This is a genomic window from [Actinomadura] parvosata subsp. kistnae, assembly GCF_900323885.1.
In the GTDB taxonomy this organism is placed as follows: Bacteria; Actinomycetota; Actinomycetes; order Streptosporangiales; family Streptosporangiaceae; genus Nonomuraea; species Nonomuraea composti.
Map to the genome: position 1 here is coordinate 4,008,641 of NZ_OOHJ01000018.1, position 18,679 is coordinate 4,027,319.

Annotated in this window: 17 protein-coding genes; 10 read left to right on the forward strand and 7 right to left on the reverse strand. The window is 73.1% G+C overall.

The genetic code is table 11. From position 1 onward, the window contains the following. Positions 1–68 precede the first annotated feature (68 nt). Positions 69–830, reverse strand: coding sequence for a helix-turn-helix transcriptional regulator (locus KIS93_RS39110; RefSeq protein WP_080047255.1), 762 nt, complete (start codon positions 828–830; stop codon positions 69–71). A 136-nt stretch (positions 831–966) separates the two neighbouring features. Between KIS93_RS39110 and KIS93_RS39115 the strand changes: the two genes are divergently transcribed. Continuing rightward, on the forward strand, positions 967–2,046 hold the full coding sequence (locus KIS93_RS39115) for a quinone oxidoreductase family protein (RefSeq protein ID WP_080047254.1): 1,080 nt from the start codon (positions 967–969) through the stop codon (positions 2,044–2,046). A gap of 348 nt (positions 2,047–2,394) precedes the next feature. After that, a complete protein-coding gene (locus tag KIS93_RS39120) occupies positions 2,395–3,063 on the forward strand; it encodes a S1 family peptidase (RefSeq protein WP_186404651.1) in 669 nt (222 codons plus the stop codon). Between the two features lie 78 nt (positions 3,064–3,141). On the opposite strand, the gene KIS93_RS39125 is transcribed toward KIS93_RS39120, so the two are convergent. Beyond that, entirely contained in the window at positions 3,142–4,383 is a 1,242-nt protein-coding gene (locus KIS93_RS39125; protein WP_080042924.1) for a TolB-like translocation protein, read from the reverse strand. Next, the gene (locus KIS93_RS39130; protein ID WP_155128555.1) at positions 4,380–4,952 is read right to left on the reverse strand and encodes a SigE family RNA polymerase sigma factor; all 573 of its coding nucleotides are present in this window, start codon (positions 4,950–4,952) and stop codon (positions 4,380–4,382) included. The genes KIS93_RS39125 and KIS93_RS39130 overlap by 4 nt, the downstream gene beginning before the upstream one ends. Positions 4,953–5,103: 151 nt before the next feature. Here KIS93_RS39130 and KIS93_RS67740 point away from each other — a divergent pair, with 151 nt between their 5' ends. From KIS93_RS67740 to KIS93_RS39145, 3 genes are all read left to right on the forward strand, one after another. Next, on the forward strand, positions 5,104–6,246 hold the full coding sequence (locus KIS93_RS67740) for a questin oxidase family protein (protein WP_080042922.1): 1,143 nt from the start codon (positions 5,104–5,106) through the stop codon (positions 6,244–6,246). A 212-nt stretch (positions 6,247–6,458) separates the two neighbouring features. Beyond that, complete coding sequence (locus KIS93_RS39140; RefSeq protein WP_155128554.1) at positions 6,459–8,651, forward strand: ATP-binding protein; 2,193 nt, start codon at positions 6,459–6,461, stop codon at positions 8,649–8,651. Then, positions 8,648–9,739: a PP2C family protein-serine/threonine phosphatase gene (locus KIS93_RS39145; RefSeq protein WP_080042920.1), complete on the forward strand. Its 1,092-nt coding sequence runs from the start codon at positions 8,648–8,650 to the stop codon at positions 9,737–9,739. The genes KIS93_RS39140 and KIS93_RS39145 overlap by 4 nt, the downstream gene beginning before the upstream one ends. Here the strand turns inward: KIS93_RS39145 and KIS93_RS39150 are convergent. Beyond that, positions 9,715–10,824: a DUF418 domain-containing protein gene (locus KIS93_RS39150; protein WP_230465588.1), complete on the reverse strand. Its 1,110-nt coding sequence runs from the start codon at positions 10,822–10,824 to the stop codon at positions 9,715–9,717. The genes KIS93_RS39145 and KIS93_RS39150 overlap by 25 nt on opposite strands. A gap of 207 nt (positions 10,825–11,031) precedes the next feature. On the opposite strand from KIS93_RS39150, the gene KIS93_RS39155 reads away from it, so the two are divergent. The 5 genes from KIS93_RS39155 (at position 11,032) to KIS93_RS39175 (ending at position 16,033) form a co-directional block, all read left to right on the forward strand. Continuing rightward, positions 11,032–11,736 carry a GbsR/MarR family transcriptional regulator gene (locus tag KIS93_RS39155; RefSeq protein WP_080042918.1) on the forward strand — a complete coding sequence of 235 codons (705 nt, stop codon included), beginning with the start codon at positions 11,032–11,034 and terminating at the stop codon, positions 11,734–11,736. Between the two features lie 37 nt (positions 11,737–11,773). Then, positions 11,774–12,181: a VOC family protein gene (locus KIS93_RS39160; protein WP_080042917.1), complete on the forward strand. Its 408-nt coding sequence runs from the start codon at positions 11,774–11,776 to the stop codon at positions 12,179–12,181. Between the two features lie 80 nt (positions 12,182–12,261). Continuing rightward, positions 12,262–13,800, forward strand: a complete 1,539-nt coding sequence (locus KIS93_RS39165) for a hypothetical protein (RefSeq protein ID WP_080042916.1) — start codon at positions 12,262–12,264, stop codon at positions 13,798–13,800. 313 nt (positions 13,801–14,113) lie between these two features. After that, the gene (locus KIS93_RS39170) at positions 14,114–15,106 is read left to right on the forward strand and encodes a hypothetical protein (protein ID WP_222107724.1); all 993 of its coding nucleotides are present in this window, start codon (positions 14,114–14,116) and stop codon (positions 15,104–15,106) included. Positions 15,107–15,220: 114 nt separating this feature from the next. Then, positions 15,221–16,033 carry a hypothetical protein gene (locus KIS93_RS39175; RefSeq protein WP_080042914.1) on the forward strand — a complete coding sequence of 271 codons (813 nt, stop codon included), beginning with the start codon at positions 15,221–15,223 and terminating at the stop codon, positions 16,031–16,033. A 61-nt stretch (positions 16,034–16,094) separates the two neighbouring features. On the opposite strand, the gene KIS93_RS39180 is transcribed toward KIS93_RS39175, so the two are convergent. The 3 genes from KIS93_RS39180 to KIS93_RS39190 form a co-directional block, all read right to left on the reverse strand. Continuing rightward, positions 16,095–16,820, reverse strand: a complete 726-nt coding sequence (locus KIS93_RS39180) for a DUF4097 family beta strand repeat-containing protein (protein ID WP_186404652.1) — start codon at positions 16,818–16,820, stop codon at positions 16,095–16,097. An 89-nt stretch (positions 16,821–16,909) separates the two neighbouring features. Further along, the gene (locus KIS93_RS39185) at positions 16,910–17,749 is read right to left on the reverse strand and encodes an LLM class flavin-dependent oxidoreductase (RefSeq protein WP_230465587.1); all 840 of its coding nucleotides are present in this window, start codon (positions 17,747–17,749) and stop codon (positions 16,910–16,912) included. After that, positions 17,746–18,576: a GNAT family N-acetyltransferase gene (locus KIS93_RS39190; protein ID WP_080042911.1), complete on the reverse strand. Its 831-nt coding sequence runs from the start codon at positions 18,574–18,576 to the stop codon at positions 17,746–17,748. Before KIS93_RS39190 ends, KIS93_RS39185 begins: the two co-directional genes overlap by 4 nt. Positions 18,577–18,679 lie beyond the last annotated feature (103 nt).

An 18,679-nucleotide genomic window follows, 5' to 3' on the forward strand; every position in this document is an offset into this window, starting at 1 on the left:
CCTTCATGGCCCGCTGAGGCAGAGCCGCTCGACTCATCCCTTGACGTCGCCCTGAAGCAGGGCGGGGGTCAGCGCGGCGTGTAGACCGTCAGGCGGAGGCCGGGATCCTCGTTGGCCTGGAAGGTCGCGTAGTCGAAGGCGCGCCCGCGCAGCACCTTGCCGCCCGCGCCGCCCCGCGTGACGTCGTGCCGTGCCCACCAGCGGCCGAACTCCGGGCAGCCGCGGCGCAGGCGGGCGGCCAGGCCCGTGAAGGCCGGATCGGGCGCCCACAGGTCGAACGCGGCGCGGAACTGGGCGGTGGCGTGCCGCGCCTGCGCGGCCCAGCCGTCCCCGAACAGCTCGCGGGCCGCCGGCGTGAGCAGCAGGTAGACCAGCACGTTGCGGTCGCCGGGCGGCAGCCGGTCCAGGCCCGTGAACAGCTCGGCCGCGGCGGCGTTGACCGCCAGGACGTCCCAGCGGCGGCCGGTCAGGTAGGCGGGCCGGTCGAGGCCGTGCAGCAGGCGGGCCGTGCCGTCCGGTACCCGTTCCCGGGTGAAGGCGGGCAGGTGTGGGCGGCGGGCCAGCGTACGCAGGTGGGCGTGCTCGGTCTCGTCCAGGCGCAGCGCGCCGGCCAGGGCGTCGATCGTGGCGGCGGACGGGGTGACGGCGCGGCCCTGTTCGAGCCGTACGTACCAGTCGATGCCGATGCCCGCCAGCTCGGCCACCTCCTCCCGGCGCAGGCCCAGCGTGCGGCGGCGCGGACGCGGCGGCAGCCCCACCGCCTCGGGGGTCAGCCGTTCCCGCCGGGAGCGCAGGAAGTCGCCGAGCGCGCGGCCACTCACCTCGGCCATGGTCACCGCCTTTCCGCAGGGTGGTATCGGCCCATCCCAGGACGATACCGGTCCTGGTCCCGGCGCCGGCCGGGCGGCCAGGATGAAGCCCGCCAAGGAACAGGTGAAGCCTGCCAAGAGAGAGGAGCGCACGATCATGAAGGCGGCTGTGCTGGCGGAGTTCGGTTCACCGTTGTCGGTGGAGAAGGTGCCGGAGCCCGTCCCGGGCCCTGGCGAGGTGGTGGTGGACGTCGTGGCGGCGCCGGTGCTGCCGTACGCGGCCGAGGTGTTCACCGGACAGCGGCAGTACCTGCTGCCGCTGCCGGCGACGCCCGGCACGGGGGCGATCGGCCGGGTACGCGCGTGTGGGCCCGACGCCACCCGGCTCGCCCCGGGCGACTGGGTGTTGTGCGATCCGACCGTACGGTCCCGGGACGACGCGCTGGCCCCCGACATCACGTTGCAGGGCCTGAGCGCCCGCGGCGAGGGCGGGCTGCGCCTGCACCGGCACTACGGGCAGGGCTCCTTCGCCGAGCGCCTGCTGATCCCCACCGAGAACGCCGTGCCCCTCGGCCCCCTCGAACCCGGCGAGGCGGCGCGGTGGAGCGCGCTGTGCGTGTGCCTCGTGCCGTACGGCGGGCTCCTCGCCGGCCGGCTCCAGCCGGGGGAGACGGTCCTGGTGAGCGGGGCCAGCGGCAACTTCGGCGGCGCGGCGGTCGCCGTGGCGCTGGCCATGGGAGCCGCCCGCGTCATCGCGCCGGGTCGCAACGAGCGCGCCCTGGCCGCCCTGGAACGCCGGTTCGGCGCGCGGGTCAGCACCGTGCGGATCACCGGCGGGGAGGACGAGGACCGCGAGCGGATGGCCGCGGCGGCGGCCGCCCCTGTGGACCTCGTGCTCGACCTCCTCCCGCCGACGGCCCAGGTCGCCGCCGTCCGCGCCGCCGCCATGACCGTGCGCGAGGGCGGCCGGGTCGTGCTCATGGGCGGGGTCGGCATGCTGAACGGCGACGACCTGCCGCTGCCGTACCGGTGGCTCATGCGCAACAACGTCACGGTGCGCGGGCAGTGGCTGTACCCGCGCGACGCCCCCGTGCGGCTGGCCGCCCTGGCCCGGTCCGGGCTGCTCGACCTCGGCCAGTTCGCCGTCACCGAGTTCGCCCTCGACGACGCGGCGGCGGCCGTGACCCACGCCGCCGAGCACGCCGCCCCCTTCCGGCTGACCGTGATCCGCCCTTGACCGTCGTCGTGCGGGACGACGGGCACCCGCGGTCGTCGTGCGTCGCTAAGGGGGCGGGCGGCTCCGTTCTCCCGTAACGGCGAACGGGACCCCTGGAGCACACGACTGGGTGCCGAGGTTCGGGGCCGGAAGCAGCGTGGGGCGTGACACGGCGGCGACCTGGCGACGATAGCTTGATCAATTGTGCATCGTGAGTTACGTCTTCAAGGAGCAGGGGAGACGGCCCTGGGGAAGCGCAGGGGCGTGACGCGCTGGTCATGGTTGCCGGTCGTCCTCGCTCTCGCCGGCTGCTCCATCGCGGCCCCGCCCACGCCGGTGCCCAGCAGCTCGCTGAAGGCCGGGAGCGAGATGGCCGTCCCGGGCCCGGCGCAGGCTCCGGACGGGGAGCGGAGCGTCGTGCATGTCACGGCCCTCGCGCCATCATGTAGCAAGACGTTCAAGGGCACGGGTTTCGTGTACGCCCCTCAGCGGGTGGTGACCACGGCGCACCTGGTGGCCGGTGCCGTTCCCGTGTCGCCGCTCGTGACGACGGCCGACGGCAAGGTGTACGAAGGGCGTGTCGTGGCCTTCGATCCCGATGTCGACGTCGCCGTCCTGTACGTCCCGAAGCTGCCCGCACCCCCGCTGCGCATCACGGCGGCGCCCAAGCCGTTGCTGCCCATTCTTCGGCTTCCGTTGGGTGAGGCGCTCCTGCTCGGTCATCGGAAGGGCGCGACGCGTCTGGAGACGCAGTCGGTCGTGCTTGAGGGGCGGCTTGAGGCGCAAGGGCCCAACCTCTACAAGGAGGGCGAGGTGTCCAGGATGGTCCTCGAGTTCTCCGCCGACACGAGCGAGGGGTTGAGCGGTGCTCCGCTGATCGATGAGGAAGGGGCGGTCATCGGGATGGTCTTCGCCGCGTCCATACACGATCCGGAACGGGGGTACGCGCTGGTAGGGGAGGAGCTTCTGGCCGTCACCGACGGCGCGGCCGATGCCACCGAGTACGTCTCGACCCAGCGGTGCAAGACAGCGGACTGACCGGGCGCGGCCGCTCCACCCGGTCACCTCTCCTGTCCGGATCGCGGGCCGAGCCCGCCGCCCCCTGGAATCGTCGGCTCAGGTGATCTTCGCCAGGTCGATGAGGTAGAGGTCGTCGCCCAGCTGGTACGACAGCAGCCGCCCATCCCGCGCGACCCCAGGGAGCTGAAGGGCGCCCTTCTTGTCGGCCCGCACCAGGAGATCCGCCGACCGCCCCGTCGTCACGTCGTACAGGACGACGATGCGCCCCGCCTGCTCGGCCATGATCGGCGCGACCAGGAAACGTTCGCGGGCGAGGCCGTCCGGCATGAGGCCGTTCACCGGGAGTTCCTTCTCCTCCAGGCCGTCGCGCAGGCGGTAGAAGGTCTTGTCCTGTTCGTCCCGGGTGCCGGTGCAGAGGCGGACGCCGCAGTTGAGGTTGCGGTCGCCGGGGCCCTTGACGGCGGCGCTGGTCTCGCCGGTCTCCACGTTGGTGATCGTGGTGAAGCGCGACCCGTCGTTCGCGGAGTAGATGCCGGGGGAGCCGATCCAGGGCCAGGCGAGCAGGTGCTGCCCCTCGCTGCCGGGCACCGCCTGCGGGGTGCCTCCCGTGGTGGGGAGGGTGAAGACGCCCCCCTCGACCAGGGAGAACACGATCCGGTCGGCGGCGATGGCGAGGGCGTCGAGGCCGGCGCCGTCCCCGCCCCGCACCTCCACGTCGGCGATCGTCGTCGCCTCGCCGCCGGTCAGCGGGGCCGTCCACAGGTGGACGCGGTGGTCCTTCGTGCCGGTCCACCAGGTGACCAGGCCGGCGCCGACGGTGAAGTCCGAGGCGAACGTGACCGTCCCCGTGGGAATCGGCACGTCGGCGACCTTGCGGAGGTCGCCGGTGCCGAGGTCGTACGCGTAGAGGGCGTTGGTCTTCTCGAAGCCGGACCAGGTGGTGACGAGCACCGTCCGGTCGTCGATGAACGCCTGCGGCATGAGCTTCGCCCCGCCAGGCCCGCGGGCGGGCACCTTCCGTACGGCGTCGGGCCACACCTGCTCCACGGGCGCGGGCAGCGGCCAGGCGGAAACTTCGGGGGCCCGTGGGGTGTCGGTCGCGGCCTCCCGTGACGTGCTGGGCACCGCCGCCGTCACGTCCCCGTGGCGCAGCACGGTCACCGTCCCGCCGGCCACGACCGCCACGGCCGCCGCCGCCAGCACCGCCTGGGCGAAGCCGCGCCGGCGGCGGCGCCGGTAGCCGGACTCCAGGTGGGCGGGCAGGCCGCTGGGCATCCGGGGCGCGTTCTGGGACGCGCTGCCGAGCGTCCTGCGCAGGGTGTCCTCAAGGTCGTTCATCGCGCGTTCCCTCCTCCGTCCAGGTGCGGGTGCGGCCGGCCCCCGGCCGGTGCGGGTGGTCGTGTGTCGACGGTCAGCGCAGGTGGTGGCAGGTCTTCGGCCGGTACGGCGGCGCGGAGCTTGTCGAGCGCCCGTGACGCCTGGCTCCGTACCGTCCCCCGTGAGATACCGAGCACATTGGCGATCTCCGCGTCCGTGAGCTGCTCGTAGTAGCGCAGCACCAGGACGGCGCGTTGCTTGCGCGGCAGGCCGGACAGCGCCTGCCACAGCGTGCGCTCGTCCCCGCGCGGCAGCGTGTCCTCGTGGGTGCCGTCCGGCAGGTCCCAGGCGAGCAGCTCGCGCCGGCGCAGCCGCCACACCGACAGGTGCAGCCTGGCCATCGTGGTGCGGACGTAGCTCTCGGGGCTCTCCTTCGAGCGCAGCCTCGGCCAGGCGCCGCGCAGCCTCAACAGCGCCTCCTGCACGAGGTCGGCCGCGTCGTGCGGATTGCCGGCCAGTACGTATCCGTACCGCAGGAGCGCGTCACCCCGTTCGGCGACGAAGTCCGCGTAGCGGGGATCACCGTCCAACTGTCTCGACCCTTCGTTGTCTCCATCACTCCCAAGAGGACGAACCGCCGGGAACTGTTGCACGGTGGCCCGCGGCTTAGGTCCAAAGGAGGAGGGCCGCTCGATCTCGGGACCGACGCGGGTGGCGGCGGCCGGGCGTAGCGTCCCGGTCATGGACGACACCGGGACGCTGGAAGAAGCGTACGAGCGGCTGCACAGGACGGGCCCCGAGTTCGAGGGCTGGCTGTCCAACCACGGTCCGATGGCGGTCGAGGCGATGGTCAGGCACGGGTACGGCCGCGACGTGCACCGCTGGCTCGACGGCTACGTCGCCCGGCTGGACGAGCTGCCGCGCGGCACCTCGCCCGTCGGCGAGCAGGAGTGGCGCGAGGCGCTGGGCGACGCGCGCCGGCTCGGCGACTGGCTGGCCTTCTTCGACAGGGAGGTGCGGGAGCGGCCGTGGCGGGACGTGCTGGAGACGTGGTGGCCCCGGCTGCTGCCCGGCATCGCGGCCGGGGCCACGCACGGGGTGATCCGCACGGGGCACGCGGTGCACGCACTGCTGGAGAAAACGGGCGAGGGCCGACACGCCCAGACGGGCGAGGGCCGACACGCCCAGACGGGCGAGGGCCGACACGCCCAGGCGGGCGAGAGCCGGCTGGCCGAGGACGAGGCGGATGAGAGCCGGCTTGCCGAGCTGGGGCAGGCGCTCGGTTACTGGGCGGCGCGCTGGCAGCCGGTCGCCGCGTTCGGCGCGCCGTCCGGGACGGCGGGGCCGGAGCGGGCCCTGGCCGGGGTGCCGCGGGTGCCGGACCAGAGCAAGGGCATCAACCACCGGCTCGCGCAACTGGCGGAGCTCGACGGCTGGGGTGCGTCCGTGGCCGCGCTCGAACCGGCCGCCGACCCCGAGCAGGCCCGCGCGCGCCTCGCCGCGCTGGCGGACGCGGCGACCCTCCGCTACGTCACGCACGCCCACGGCAACGCCGTCATGCTGGTCCACACGGCGACCGCCCCGACGGCCGTGCTGCGGGCCCTGCCGGCGCTGCCGCGGGAGATGTGGGGTGCCAGCCTGAACGCGGCGTGGGCGGCGGGCGCCGCGGTGACGGCCGCGTACGCGCCCGCCGAGCCGGTGGAACGGAAGGAGCTGCCGGACGGGCCAGCGTCGGCGGAGGAGGTGTTCGAGCTGGCCGTACGGCACGGGGACGAGCACGTGATCAAGCTGGCCGACACGGCGCTCGACGTGCATCACCGCACCGGCGATCCCGGCGCGCTCGCCGCCGTGACCCGCGCCGCCGCGCTGATCGCCCCCGCCTGAGGCTGCGGGAGGACTGTCCGCCCTTGCCTCCGGCCGAGGCCGCGAGCCTCCGGACGGAGGGGGCTTCGACCTGAGGCCGCGAGCTTCAGGACGAAGGGGGCAGCGAGCTGCCCGAATGCGAAGCGTCCTCATTCGGCTACGAAACGCCGATCCCTCCGGCAGACTGCTGTCCCGAACGAAAGCGACAGATCGAACCAGCAAGGGCGGCGATCATGGCTGGAGTGGCAGGGAAGGGCAGGGCGGGCAACCTGCCCGTGGAGACCACGAGCCTCATCGGCCGCCAGGAGGAGCTGGCGCGCATGGCGGCGCTGCTCGGCCAGGCCAGGCTGGTGACGGTGACCGGGGTGGCCGGCGTCGGCAAGACCCGGCTGGCCCTGCGCGCCGCCGCCACCCTCCAACCGAGCCTGGAGCACGGCGCCTGGTGGGTGCCGCTGTCGCCGATCGGCCAGCCGGGCGCGGTGCTGTACGCGATCGCCGAGTCGCTGCCGATGGCCGACCGGACCACCCGCCCGATCAGCGAGGTCCTGGCCGAGTACCTGGCGGACCGGGAGCTGCTGCTCGTGCTGGACACCTGCGAGCACCTGATCGAGGAGTGCGCGACGATCGTCACGACGCTGCTGGCGGCCGCTCCCCGGCTGCGGGTGCTGGTCACCAGCCGCCGCTCGCTGAGCGTCACCGAGGAGGAGACCCTGGTCCTGGGGACGCTGCCGGTGCCGGTCTCCGGCAAACGGGCGCTGGAGGAGACGGCAGGGGCGCGGGAGGAGGCGGACGCGGTGCGGCTGCTGTCCGAACGGGCCGCCGCCGCGCTGCCCGGCTTCACCCTGGACGACGGCGATCGCGAGGCCGCGGCCCTGGTGTGCCGGCGGCTGGAGGGCCTGCCGCTGGCCATCGAGCTGGCCGCCGCCCGCCTGGCCGAGATGTCGATGGCGGAGCTGGCCACCCGGCTGTCCGACCGGTTGTCCCTGCTCGGCGACACCGCGCAGGCCGTGTACGGCACCGTCCCGCCGTGGCACCAGGCGTTGCGTACCGCGATCGGCTGGAGTCACCAGCTCTGCACCTCCGAGGAGCGCCTGACGTGGGCGCGGTTGTCCGTCTTCGCCGGCTCCTTCGACGTCGGGGCGGCGGCCCAGGTGTGCGGGGACGAGCGGCTGCCCGGCGAGCGGATCCCCGAGCTGCTGTCGGCGCTGGCCGCCAAGTCGCTGCTGATCTGGGAGCCGACCGGCGGCGGCGAGCGGTACCGGATGCTGGACACGATCCGCGAGTTCGGCGCCTTCTACCTGCACCAGCTCGGCGAGCAGGACGAGCTGCGCCACCGCCACCTCGACCACTACCGGGCGCTCGCCCGCGCGGGCGACGCCGCCTGGCTCGGGCCCGACCAGTTCGCCTGGTACGACCGGATGACCGCCGAGCACGACAACCTGCGCTCCGCCCTGGAGTTCGCCCTCGCCCACCCGGGGGACCAGGCCGCGCTGGAGTTGGCCGGCGACCTGTGGTTCTACTGGTACAGCTGCGGGATCGCCAAGCAGGGCGCGCACTTCCTGGCGCGGGCGCTGGCCGCCGAGACGGAGCCGGGGCGGGCCCGTACCAAGGTGTTGTGGGTGGCGGGCCTGATCAGCACGATCCAGGGCGACGGGCGCGCGGGGACGGCGCTGGCGCGGGAGAGCATGCGTGCGGCCCGGCAGCAGGACGACGCCGCCGCGCTGGCGGCGGGACAGAGCGTCTACATGGCCGCCGCGCTGATCTCGGGCGAGGCCGAGCAGACGATGGCGTTGTCGAGGGACGTGCACGCGCACATGCTGTCGAAGGGCGTGCCCGCGCACATGTCCGAGCAGGAGGAGCAGGCCGAGCAGGGCGGGCAGGGCGAGCTGACCCTGGCCTACTGCCTGAGCGCCCTGTGCGCGGCGGCGGCCTACAACTTCTACAGCTCCAACGAGGAGGCGCTGGCCGTCTGCGAGCTGCTGGACCGCGACTGCGACCGCCACGGTGAACGCCTGATGCGCTCGCACAGCGACGTCGTCCGTACCGATGCGGAGCTGAGCCGCGGCCGTCCCGACGTCGCGCAGTCCTACGCCCGCTCGGCGCTGAAGATCAAGCATCGGCTGAACGACGCGCTCGGCGGCGCCGTCCTGCTCGACATGCTCGCCCGCGCCGCCGCCGCGCTGGGCGAGGGGGAGCGGGCCGCCTGCCTGCTCGGCCTGGCCCAGCAGGTGTGGAACCGGATCGGCCGGCCGCAGATCGGCATCGCCACCTGGGTCGAGGCGCGCCAGGACTGCGAGGCCAAGGCGCGTAGCCTGATCGGGGACGCCCCGTACGAGAGGGCCTACCAGGCGGGTTACGACGCCGACCCGCTGGACGTCGGGATCGCGTACGCGAGCGGCGCTGCCGGAGCCGGCCTGCCGGCATGACTTCGAGGTCTCAACGCTGGATCCTGCCGACGATCCTGCTCGCCGAGGTCGCCATCGCCGTGGCGGACGAGGCGGCCGTCACCGTCTCGATGTCGGGGCTCCTGCTGATCGGGCCGCTGGTCGCCGCGCACTGCCTCCTCAGCCCCAGGCTCACCGCCCTGGCCGCGGGAACGGCGCTCGCCCTGGCCGTGCTGCTGGTCACCCCCGAGATGGTGCCCGACCATCTCGTCCGCGTGCTGCTGGTGGCCACCAGCGGGTTGTGGGCGGTGCTGACGGTGCGGAGGTACCGGGAGTACCGGATCGCCGTGACCCGCCTGGCCCGCCTCGCCGAGACGACGCAGCAGGCGATCAGCCCGCCGCTGCCCGCGGAGCTGGGCGGCCTGAACCTGGCGGCCCGCACGCGCTCGGCCACGCCCGGCGCCCGCCTGGGCGGCGACCTGCACGAGGCCATCGCGACCCCCACCGGCCTGCGCCTGATCGTCGGGGACGCCAAGGGGCACGGCATCGACGCCCTCAGTCACGCCGCCGCCGTCCTGGCCGCCTTCCGGCGCAGCGCCCTCACCGCCCCCGACCTGACCTGCCTGGCCCGCCAGCTCGACACCCGCCTGGCCGGCGAGCTGGGGGAGGAGGACTTCGTGACGGTGCTGCTGGCCGAGTTCGGGCGCGACCACGTGACGCTCGTCAACTGCGGGCATCCGCCGCCGATCCGCATCGGCGCCACCCTGGACACCCTCGGCGTGCGTCGGCCGTCCCCGCCGCTGGGCCTGTCGCCCGACCCGTACCCGCAGCGGATCCGGCTCCTGCCCACCGACCGCCTGCTCCTCTACACCGACGGCCTGACCGAGGCCCGCACGCCCGGCGGCGCGTTCTTCCGCCTCGACGACCGCCTGCACGCCGCGCTGGCCGCCCCCACCCTGGACCAGGCCCTCGACGAGCTGCTGGACGCGCTCGACGAGTACACCGGCGGGCCGGTCGCCGACGACGACCTGACCCTCGTCCTGGCCCAGGCCGCCCCGTCCACGCTGCCCAGCCCGCTGTCGGCGCCGGTCCCTGAGGACCGGCGTCATCCGGTACGGCGGCGGCCGTAGGTCAGCCGCCGCAGCACGATCTCGGCCGGCCCCCGGTGCCCGGCCACGCGCATCACCTCGGCCAGCACGATCGAGACCACCCAGACGGCCACCGCGACGCCGAGCGCCGCCGCGTACCCCATGTCGTCGTGCAGCCCCAGCGTGAACGGATAGAACAGCACCACCCACACCAGCGCCTGGAACAGGTAGAACGTCAGCGACCGCCGGCCCAGCGCGGCCAGGGCCGTGGTGAGGCGGCCCTCGCGGTCGCCGGCCGCGACGAGCCCGATGGCGGCGGCCAGGCCGATGCCGCCCGCGTACCCGGTCAGGTCGTGCGCGACCGCGACCGCCCAGCTCACCGCGGCCGAGTCCGTCGTCCACGCGCCCGCCGCCATCAGCGCGGACGGCAACCGCCCGGCCAGCGCCAGGCCGAGCCCCAGGGCGGCGATGCGGCGCAGCAGCGGCAGGTGCCGCTCCGGCTCGTCGAGCAGGCGGCGGCGCGCGGCCAGGACGCCCAGCACCATGGCGGGCACCACCATGACGGTGGAGACGACGGTGTTGACGGGCCAGGCGGGCAGGGCGGCGACGAGGTGGGCCGCGAACGTCGGCTCCATGATCTCGGCGATGGTCGCCGGGTCGTCCTGCGCGGCCACGCTCTGCCAGGCCAGGAGCAGCGTCGCCGGCACGAGCGTCAGGCCGCCCGTCCACCACAGGGCCGCGATCCGGGCTCGTACGATCGGCGCGAGCACCAGCAGGGTGAGCCCGTAGACGGCGACGATGTCGATCGGCACGAACACCACGGCGTTCAGGAACCCGATCACGATCAGCCACCACCCCCGGCGCCGCAGCAGTCTCCTGACGTCCGGCCAGTCGCTGCCCCTGGCCTGCTGACTCGCGAGTAACTGGATCAGGCCGTACCCGAACAGGAACACGAACATGTTCCTGGCCTGGTTGTCCGCCACCAGCGACTTGACGAACTTCGCGCCGGCGTCCAGCCACGCCGGGCCCGTGTTCCAGTCGTCGACGAAGGCGGGCGCGTGGGAGAGGGCGATGAGCAGCAGCATCACGCCGCGGGCGAGATCGGGCGCGAGGGACCTGGCGGACACGGCGGTCCCGGGCCGATGACGAGATATTACGTCTTCAGTCATTCCTGAAAGCTAGATTGCTTTCACTTCCCCGTCAACTCTTCGGCTCGCATTTCCGCAGGTCATTGCAATGACGATGGAGCTGAACGCAAAAACGGAGGGCTTGCAATGAGATGCCGCTGAAGGCAAACTGAATTCCCCGACCCCAGCCCAGGAGGCGTACCCCCCATGCCAGGCGGCAGGCTCACCCACGACGAACGCCGGACCATCGAGCAGGGCCTGGCCGACGGGCTCACCTACTCCGAGATCGCCCGCCGCCTCCAGCGTCCCGTCTCCACCGTCACCCGCGAGGTCACCCGCAACGGCGGTCCCGCCGCCTACCAGGCCGACCGCGCCCACGCCGCCACCGCGACCCGCGCCCGCCGCGGCACGACCACCCGCCCGCCACGCCCGGCCCCCGCCGACGGACGCGACCCCGCCACCATCAGGACGCTGGAGGAACGCTTCACCACCATGCTCGTCGACACGGGCCTCGCCCGCACCCCCGCCCGCGTCCTCGCCGCCCTCTACCTCACCGACAGCGGCACCCTCACCGCCGCCGAGCTCGTCCAGCGCCTCCAGGTCAGCCCGGCCTCCATCTCCATGGCCGTCGCCCAGCTCGAACAGCAGCAGCTCATCCGCCGCGACCGCGACCCCCGCCGCCGCCGCGACCGCTACGTCATCGACGGCGACATCTGGTACCAGTCGTGGCTCGCGAGCGCCCGCAGAAGCGCCCACCTGGCCGACGTCGCCCACGACGGCGCCCAAGCCTTGGGCCCCACCACCCCGGCCGGCGCCCGCCTCAAAAACATGGGCCGGCACCTCCGCCAGCTCAGCGACGACATGATCCGCGCGGTCGAAAAGTGGCGCGAGACCCCCCTTGAGGACGAGTAGGCGAGCGGCGGGCCCCGACGGGCCATAGGGTCCCCGCATGACAGAAACGTCCGCCACCGGCCAGTTGCACCACGTCGAGCTCTGGGTCCCCGACCTGGGCCGCGCCGAGGCGAGCTGGCGGTGGCTGCTGGAGCAGCTCGGTTACACCCTCTACCAGAGCTGGCCGGACGGGCGGAGCTGGCGTCTGGGGGCCACGTACGTCGTGATCGAGCAGTCCCCCGCCCTCACCGCCGCCCGCCACGACCGCCGCCGTCCCGGACTGAACCACCTGGCCTTCCACGCCGGCACCCGCGACCGGGTGGACGCCCTGGCCGGGCAGGCGCCCGCGTACGGCTGGACGCTCATGTTCGCCGACCGGCACCCGTACGCGGGCGGGGACGGGCACTACGCGGCCTACCTGGAGGATCGGGACGGGTTCGAGGTGGAGCTGGTGGCAAGACCGTGAAGAGCGGGTGGACAGGGAGGCGCGGGCGGCGGCATCATGACGTTCATGATCTATGGAAAGGGCGGCCACCGCCCCGGCCGGTGAGGCCCGGCACGAGGAAGCTGAGCGACGGCGGCGACCGGCTCACCTTCCTGGCACACGCGATCTCCATGTCCGACAGGCACGGCCCCGGCCCCTGGCCGGCGCAGGCCATGGCGGACCTTCCCGACGAGCCTCCTCGCCCGGACGGCGTCCCGTACATGCCTTCCGTGGTCATGGACGGCGTCCGCACCCACCACTTCGCCTTCACCCCCGACCGCGACACCGCCCGGGAGGTCGCCGGGCTGCTCCAGGAGCGGGTTCCGTACCGGAGGCTGCACGACCGCCTCGCGGACGCCGGCGCGTTGCAGCTGAGCGACGAGCTGGTGCGGGAGCTGGTGGGCAGGCGGCTGGGCCGGCGGCAGGTGTACGAGGCCGGCCGGTGGCTGGCCGAGCACGGCACGCGGCGCGAGGCCGTGAAGGTCGGCATCGTGCTGGTCGGCGTGTCCGGCAGCGAGCGGGACCGGGAGCTGCTGCTCCTGCTCGGCACGCTGGAGGAGTTCACCCTGTACGCGGTCGTCGCCCTGCTGCGCACCCAGCCGGCCGGGGAGGGGGAGCGGGCGGTGTACGAGCTGGCCAGGCGGGTGAGCGGCTGGGGCCGCATCCATGCCGTCGAACGCCTGGAGGACACCGACGACCCCGAGATCAAGGCGTGGCTGCTGCGCGACGGCTTCCGCAACGGCGTCATGGACGAGTACCTCGCGCCGCTCGCCGCCACGACCGGCGACCTGTACGCGGCGCTGCTCGACCCCGAGCCGGACGAGGCGCTGGTGGACGGCGCCGGCGGCATCCTGGCCGCGCTGGCTCGCGGCGAGGGCGGCCCCACTACGGGGCTCAGCGCGTACGGCGAGGCGGTGCCCGCCCTGGCCCGCTACGCCGACCTGGCCGCGTCGGGGCGGGCCACGCTCCAGCGCCTCGACCACCTTCTGACCATCCGCCGGCACCTGCACCAGCCCCCCGGGCACTGGCTCGACAGGGACGTGGCGGCGCTGCGGCGGCGCTACTCGGATGTGATCGGCCAGCCGCGCTGGACCGAGCTGGCGCTGGCGGGTGTCCAGGATCCCGAGGGGGTGGGCTTCGACCTGGCCCGGCGCTGCGCGTCCAGGCTGGGCCTGCCGATCCTGCCGCAGCTCGTGGCGCGCCTCCGCGTGGACGCCGCCGACGACGCGACCTGGCAGGACGTCCTCGGCCTGGCCGACACCGGCACGCTGGTCGCGCTGGCGGAGGAGCTGCTGCCGCTGGACGCCCTGGCCTGCGGGCCGGCCGAGCGGGTCGTCGTCGGCAACGGTCACGAGCGCGCGCTGGAGCTGGTGGTGTCGGAGCTGGAGTGGCACCCCGGCCTGGGTCTGCCGCTCATCCGGGCGGCGCTGGCCGGCCGGGGCGTCCGGGCCCGCCGGTGCGGGTTGCGGGCGGTGCGCGCCTGGCTGCGCCCGCCGGAGGAGGCGGTCGCATGGGTACGGGCGGCGCACGCGTCAGAGCCGGACGCCGAGCTGCGCACCGACATGGCCGACTTCTTGGACGGGCTCCGGCAGGCGACATGACCGCCTGAGCGGGGGCGGCCCGGTCACGTATCGGACAAAACCGCCATGGCGTGACGAATCAGGATTCGACGCCACTTCACTCTTAGTTCAGGAAATTGTCAGACATCAGCATGAAGCCGGTATAACGTCTGCCTTTGATCACCGAACGTCGAAGACGGGGTACCGCACCAATGCGCAAGGTCCTGACACTCACCCTCGCCGCCACCTCCGCCCTCTCCCTCCTGACCGCCACCCCGGCCACCGCCGCCGACCGCCCCGGGACCTCCCGTCCGAGGTCTACGGGGGCGCCTGGACGGCCGGCCACGTCCAGGGCATGGCCATCGACCAGCGCAAGGGGTTCATGTACTTCTCCTTCACCAACCTCCTCGTCAAGACCGACCTCCAGGGCAAGCTCGTCGGCTCCGTCACCGGCTTCACCGGCCACCTGGGCGACCTCGACTTCAACACCCAGGACGGCCGCGTGTACGGCTCGCTGGAGTACAAGGAGCAGGAGTCGTTCTACATCGCGATCTTCGACGTCGACCGCATCACCGCCCCCGACATGGACGCCCAGACCACCGACGTGGTCAAGACCGTCTACCTCAAGGAGGTCGTGGACGACTACGTGGCCGACATGAACGGCGACGGCAAGTTCGACGGCAACGTCGGCAACACCCCCGACCACCGCTACGGCTGCAGCGGCATCGACGGCGTCTCCTTCGGCCCCGAGTTCGGCAAGAAGCACGGCAAGCAGAAGCTGACCGTCGCCTACGGCATCTACGCCAACACCACCCGTCAGGACAACGACTACCAGGTCCTGCTCCAGTACGACATCCAGCAGTGGAAGAAGTACGAGCGCCCGCTCACCGAGAGCGACCCGCACAAGAGCGGCCCCGAGCGGGTGGACGGCAAGTACTTCGCCTACACCGGCAACACCACCTACGGCGTCCAGAACCTCCAGTACGACGAGCACACCGGCAACTGGATGATGGGCGTCTACAAGGGCACCAAGCCGCAGTTCCCCAACTACCCGTTCTTCATGGTGGACGGCGGCGCCCGCCCCAGGACGGGCGAGCTGGCCGGCCAGCCGCAGGCCGAGCGCGGCAAGCTCCTCACGCTGGCGCCCGGCGGTCTCCAGGACGCGGCGACGGGCGTGCGCGGGTGGCAGTTCAACGGCGAGTACGGGCTGATCTCGCTCGGCGGCGGCCGCTACTACGTCGCCAAGGCCGACAAGGTGACGGAGGACGGCGTCTCCAAGCACACCGGCACCGCCCAGCTCTACCGCTGGACCGGCCAGTCCCCGACCCCGTTCGAGCGCCTCGGCTGACCGCGCCGCGCGGTCTCCCTCGCCTCCGCATGACCCGCCTGCGGACAGCCAGTAAGGGCTGTTAGGGTCGAGCCTTATCCCGTGAACGAGTAAAGATTTCTGCCTGGGAGGGTCATGCGGACCGCTGGGAAGATCGCGATCATCACGACGGTGCTGGCCGGGGCCGCCGTTCCCATGACGGCTACGGCGCAGGCCGCGCAGGGGGCGTGGGTGGCCTACCACAACCTGAGCGCGAGCCAGAGCGTCGCCCGGGTCAAGCAGCTCAAGGAGCAGGGCTACCGGCCGATCACGGTGAACGTCTCCGACGGGGAGCGGTACGCCGCCGTCTGGGTCAAGGGCGGGTCGTCCAACGAGTGGGGCATCTGGCAGGGCATGTCGGCCGGCGGGTTCCAGAAGCGGTTCGACGCCGGGCTGAAGGAAGGGGCGCAGCCGGTCAGCGTCTCCGCCACCGGGCCCGCCGACTCGGCCGTGTTCACCGCCGTCTTCGAGAAGAAGTCCGGCGCGTTCCTCGCCAGGTCCGGCCTGACCCCGTCCGCCTTCGCCACCGCCAACAAGCAGGCCACCGCCAAGGGGCTCGCGCTGACCTCGGTGGACGCCTACGGCACCCCCGACGACGTCCGGTACGTCGGCGTGTGGAGCGCCAACAGCGGCGGCGCCTGGTACTACACCTACGGCAAGTCGCTCAAGCAGCACGAGGCCGAGGTGTACGCCAAGAAGGAGAAGGGGTTCCGGCCGGTCAAGGTGGCCGTGGCGCCTGACGGAACGTACACGGCGGTGTGGCGCAAGGACGGGGTGAAGTCCTGGGCGCACTACGTGGACATGAGCGCCGCCGGCTACCAGCGGCGCTTCGACGAGCTCAAGGGCAAGGGGCTCGCGCCGGTGCAGGTCAACGCGGAGAACGGCAAGTACGCCGCCATCTGGCAGTAAGAACCCGGCGCCAGAGGCGGCACGGCCGCACCGCGGCCTCCTCGGGGCAGCGCCGGCGGCCTCACCGCGTGAGGATGCGGACGTCGCCCGTGGTGCTGGCGGCCGAGATCCTGCGCTTGCCGTCCCGGTTGTTCTGGACCTCCGAGCGCGTGCTCCCGTCCTTGCTGGTGGCCGTCACCGCGTAGGTGCCGGAGGGGACTCTCGCCGTCACCCCGCCGTCCTTCGACTGCAGGTCGAGGGTGGTCGGCGGGGTGGCGAAGGCCACGTCGATCGACCCGTCCGAGGTGCGGCAGCGCACGTACGCGGACTTCAGCCCCTGCGCCTTGATCGAGCCGTCGCTGCGCAGCCGCAGCCGGCCGGAGGCGCCGGTCACCTGGATGCGCTCCCGGCTCTTCGCGTCGACGTCCTGGGTGAGGTCGTCGAGGACGAGCCCGTCCGGCACGTCGATCGAGAGCCGCACGCCGGGCGGGACCTTGACGTGGTAGCGGGCGCCGCAGTCGCCGAAGACGATGGTGCAGCTGGCGGACAGCCGCAGGGCGCCGTCCCGCAGTGACCAGGAGGGGGCGTCGGCCGCTTTGCCGCGCACCCAGCGCTCCACCTGCACAGTGCCGGCGCTGCCCTGGAGGACGCGCACGCCGCCCAGGGACGCGTTGATCTTGAGGTCGGTCCCGCTGAAGGGGAACGACTGGGCGGCATGGACCTCTTCAGCCTCCAGGTCCATGCCGCAGCCGGCGACCACTGTCGCCAGGAGCGCCGCACATGCCGCTGATGCCGCGATTCGCCTCATGGCACCGATCGTGGCCGAACGGCCCGGCCCGGCCATCGACCGTCCGGCCGACCCGCTCCAGGCCCGCCTCGGCCATTCGGCCAATCGAGCTACAGCGCCGACAGCAGCGCGTTCACCTGACCGAGCGGATCGGCGCCGAGCGGCCGCACGACGACCGTCGCGGCCCCGGCCACCCACAGGCTCTTGACGAATGCCGCCGCCCCCTCGGCGCCGCCGGACGCCATCGCGACGTCCTCGGGCGGCACCCCCAGGAACCCGGCCTGCCCGGCCACCATCGCCGCCACCTCCTCGGCGCTGTCGGAGCCGATGCGCAGGAACGTGAAGACGACCAGCTCGTGATCCTCGCCGGCGCCGATCGTCTCGACGATGCCGGGCACCTGGCCGGGCCCCACGCCCTCGGGCACGATCGTGCCCTGCGCGAGCCGGCCCGACAGCGCCAGCGAGCGCGGGCCCTTGACCCCGGCCAGCACGGGCGGCGGCTCGGCCGGCGGGTGCACCAGGGACACCTCGTCGAGGTGCACCTCCTTGCCGTGCAGGGTGACGGTCTCGCCGCGCAGCAGCGCGCTCACGGACGTGATCGTCTCCTCCAGGAGGGCGAGCGGCGAGGCGGGCGCGGCGCCGACCTGGCGCATCCAGTCTTGTACGCCGTGCCCGATCCCGGCCGCCAGCCGCCCCGGGTGCACGCGCGCGAGGTTGCCCAGCTCCATTGCCAGCAGCATCGGGTTGCGCAGGGGCGCGGGGGCGATGCCGAGGCCGACGCGCAGCCGGGAGGTGACGGCCAGCGCCGTGGCGGCCGAGGTGAGGCCGCCCGTCCAGCCCAGGTCCTCCACCACCCACAGGTCGTCGACGGTCGTCTCGTCGAGCGCTTTCGCGAACGGGACGAGCTGCTCGGGCGGCAGCCCCCGGTCGAACATGACGCCGAGTCTCACGATGCCCTCCAGTAGTAGCGGAACAACCGTCCGGTCTCCGAGTATCCAGCACGCAGGAAGGCGTTGGCGGTGGGGACGTTCGCGACGTCGGTGGCGGCCACGACGCGCTGCAGGCCGGCCTCGGCAAGCGTGCGGGTGCCCCGGGCGAGCAGGTCGTCGACGTAGCCGTGGCCGCGGTGCTCGGGCACCACCCCGATGTAGGCGATCGAGTGGTCGTCGGGCGCGACCAGCCCGACGGGGGAGTCGCCGAGGTAGCCGATGACGAACCAGCCGGGCTTGGCCTTGCGGCTCATCAGGTCGTCGTACATCCAGCGGGCCTCGTGCTCGGCGCCCGACGTGGCCAGCTCCACCTGCGTGTCGTGGTCGAGCGAGCCCTGGGAGATGCGCACGAGCAGGTCGATCACCTCGGCCGGGTCCATGCGGCGCGCCGGACGGTACGTCAGCCTGCCCGGATCGTCGGGGACGCCGCTCACGGCCACCCACTCCAGCAGCAGCCGCTCGACCTCCATCACGAACCCGGCCTCGAGCAGCGCCTCGTGCTCCACCGCGCGATCGACGGCGGGGTCGAGCCCGGGCTGGAGCGAGATGTCGTGGATCACCTTGGTCAGGCCCATCGCGGCGAGGCTGCGGCGCAGCAGGTCACCGGCCGCGACGGGGTCGGGGCCCGGGTCGAACTGCCAGACGATCGCCGGATCCGAGCCAGGAAAGGGCGCCCAGTAGGCCAGGCGGGCCTGCCCTTCCGCGAAGCACCACTCCGGCCTGGTCCTGCCCTCGTCGAAGGCGGCGCGGAGCTGGGAGCGAGCAGGCTCGGGGAACTGGTCGAACAACGTGAAAGCCTCCGCACCTCAAGGGGGCTCTCCCGCGACGCCCGTGACGTCGGCACGGCTCGTGGGAAGGTGTGCCCAACATGACATGACCATGTTCTCGCAC

Excerpts from the sequence above, each read along its gene's own strand:
- KIS93_RS39180 (WP_186404652.1), bottom strand. The coding sequence starts at position 16,820 with ATGAGGCGAATCGCGGCATCAGCGGCATGTGCGGCGCTCCTGGCGACA.
- KIS93_RS39120 (WP_186404651.1), top strand. The coding sequence starts at position 2,395 with ATGGCCGTCCCGGGCCCGGCGCAGGCTCCGGACGGGGAGCGGAGCGTC.
- KIS93_RS39140 (WP_155128554.1), top strand. The coding sequence starts at position 6,459 with ATGGCTGGAGTGGCAGGGAAGGGCAGGGCGGGCAACCTGCCCGTGGAG.
- KIS93_RS67740 (WP_080042922.1), top strand. The coding sequence starts at position 5,104 with ATGGACGACACCGGGACGCTGGAAGAAGCGTACGAGCGGCTGCACAGG.
- KIS93_RS39110 (WP_080047255.1), bottom strand. The coding sequence starts at position 830 with ATGGCCGAGGTGAGTGGCCGCGCGCTCGGCGACTTCCTGCGCTCCCGG.
- KIS93_RS39160 (WP_080042917.1), top strand. The coding sequence starts at position 11,774 with ATGACAGAAACGTCCGCCACCGGCCAGTTGCACCACGTCGAGCTCTGG.
- KIS93_RS39175 (WP_080042914.1), top strand. The coding sequence starts at position 15,221 with ATGCGGACCGCTGGGAAGATCGCGATCATCACGACGGTGCTGGCCGGG.
- KIS93_RS39125 (WP_080042924.1), bottom strand. The coding sequence starts at position 4,383 with ATGAACGACCTTGAGGACACCCTGCGCAGGACGCTCGGCAGCGCGTCC.
- KIS93_RS39170 (WP_222107724.1), top strand. The coding sequence starts at position 14,114 with ATGGCCATCGACCAGCGCAAGGGGTTCATGTACTTCTCCTTCACCAAC.
- KIS93_RS39115 (WP_080047254.1), top strand. The coding sequence starts at position 967 with ATGAAGGCGGCTGTGCTGGCGGAGTTCGGTTCACCGTTGTCGGTGGAG.
- KIS93_RS39145 (WP_080042920.1), top strand. The coding sequence starts at position 8,648 with ATGACTTCGAGGTCTCAACGCTGGATCCTGCCGACGATCCTGCTCGCC.
- KIS93_RS39155 (WP_080042918.1), top strand. The coding sequence starts at position 11,032 with ATGCCAGGCGGCAGGCTCACCCACGACGAACGCCGGACCATCGAGCAG.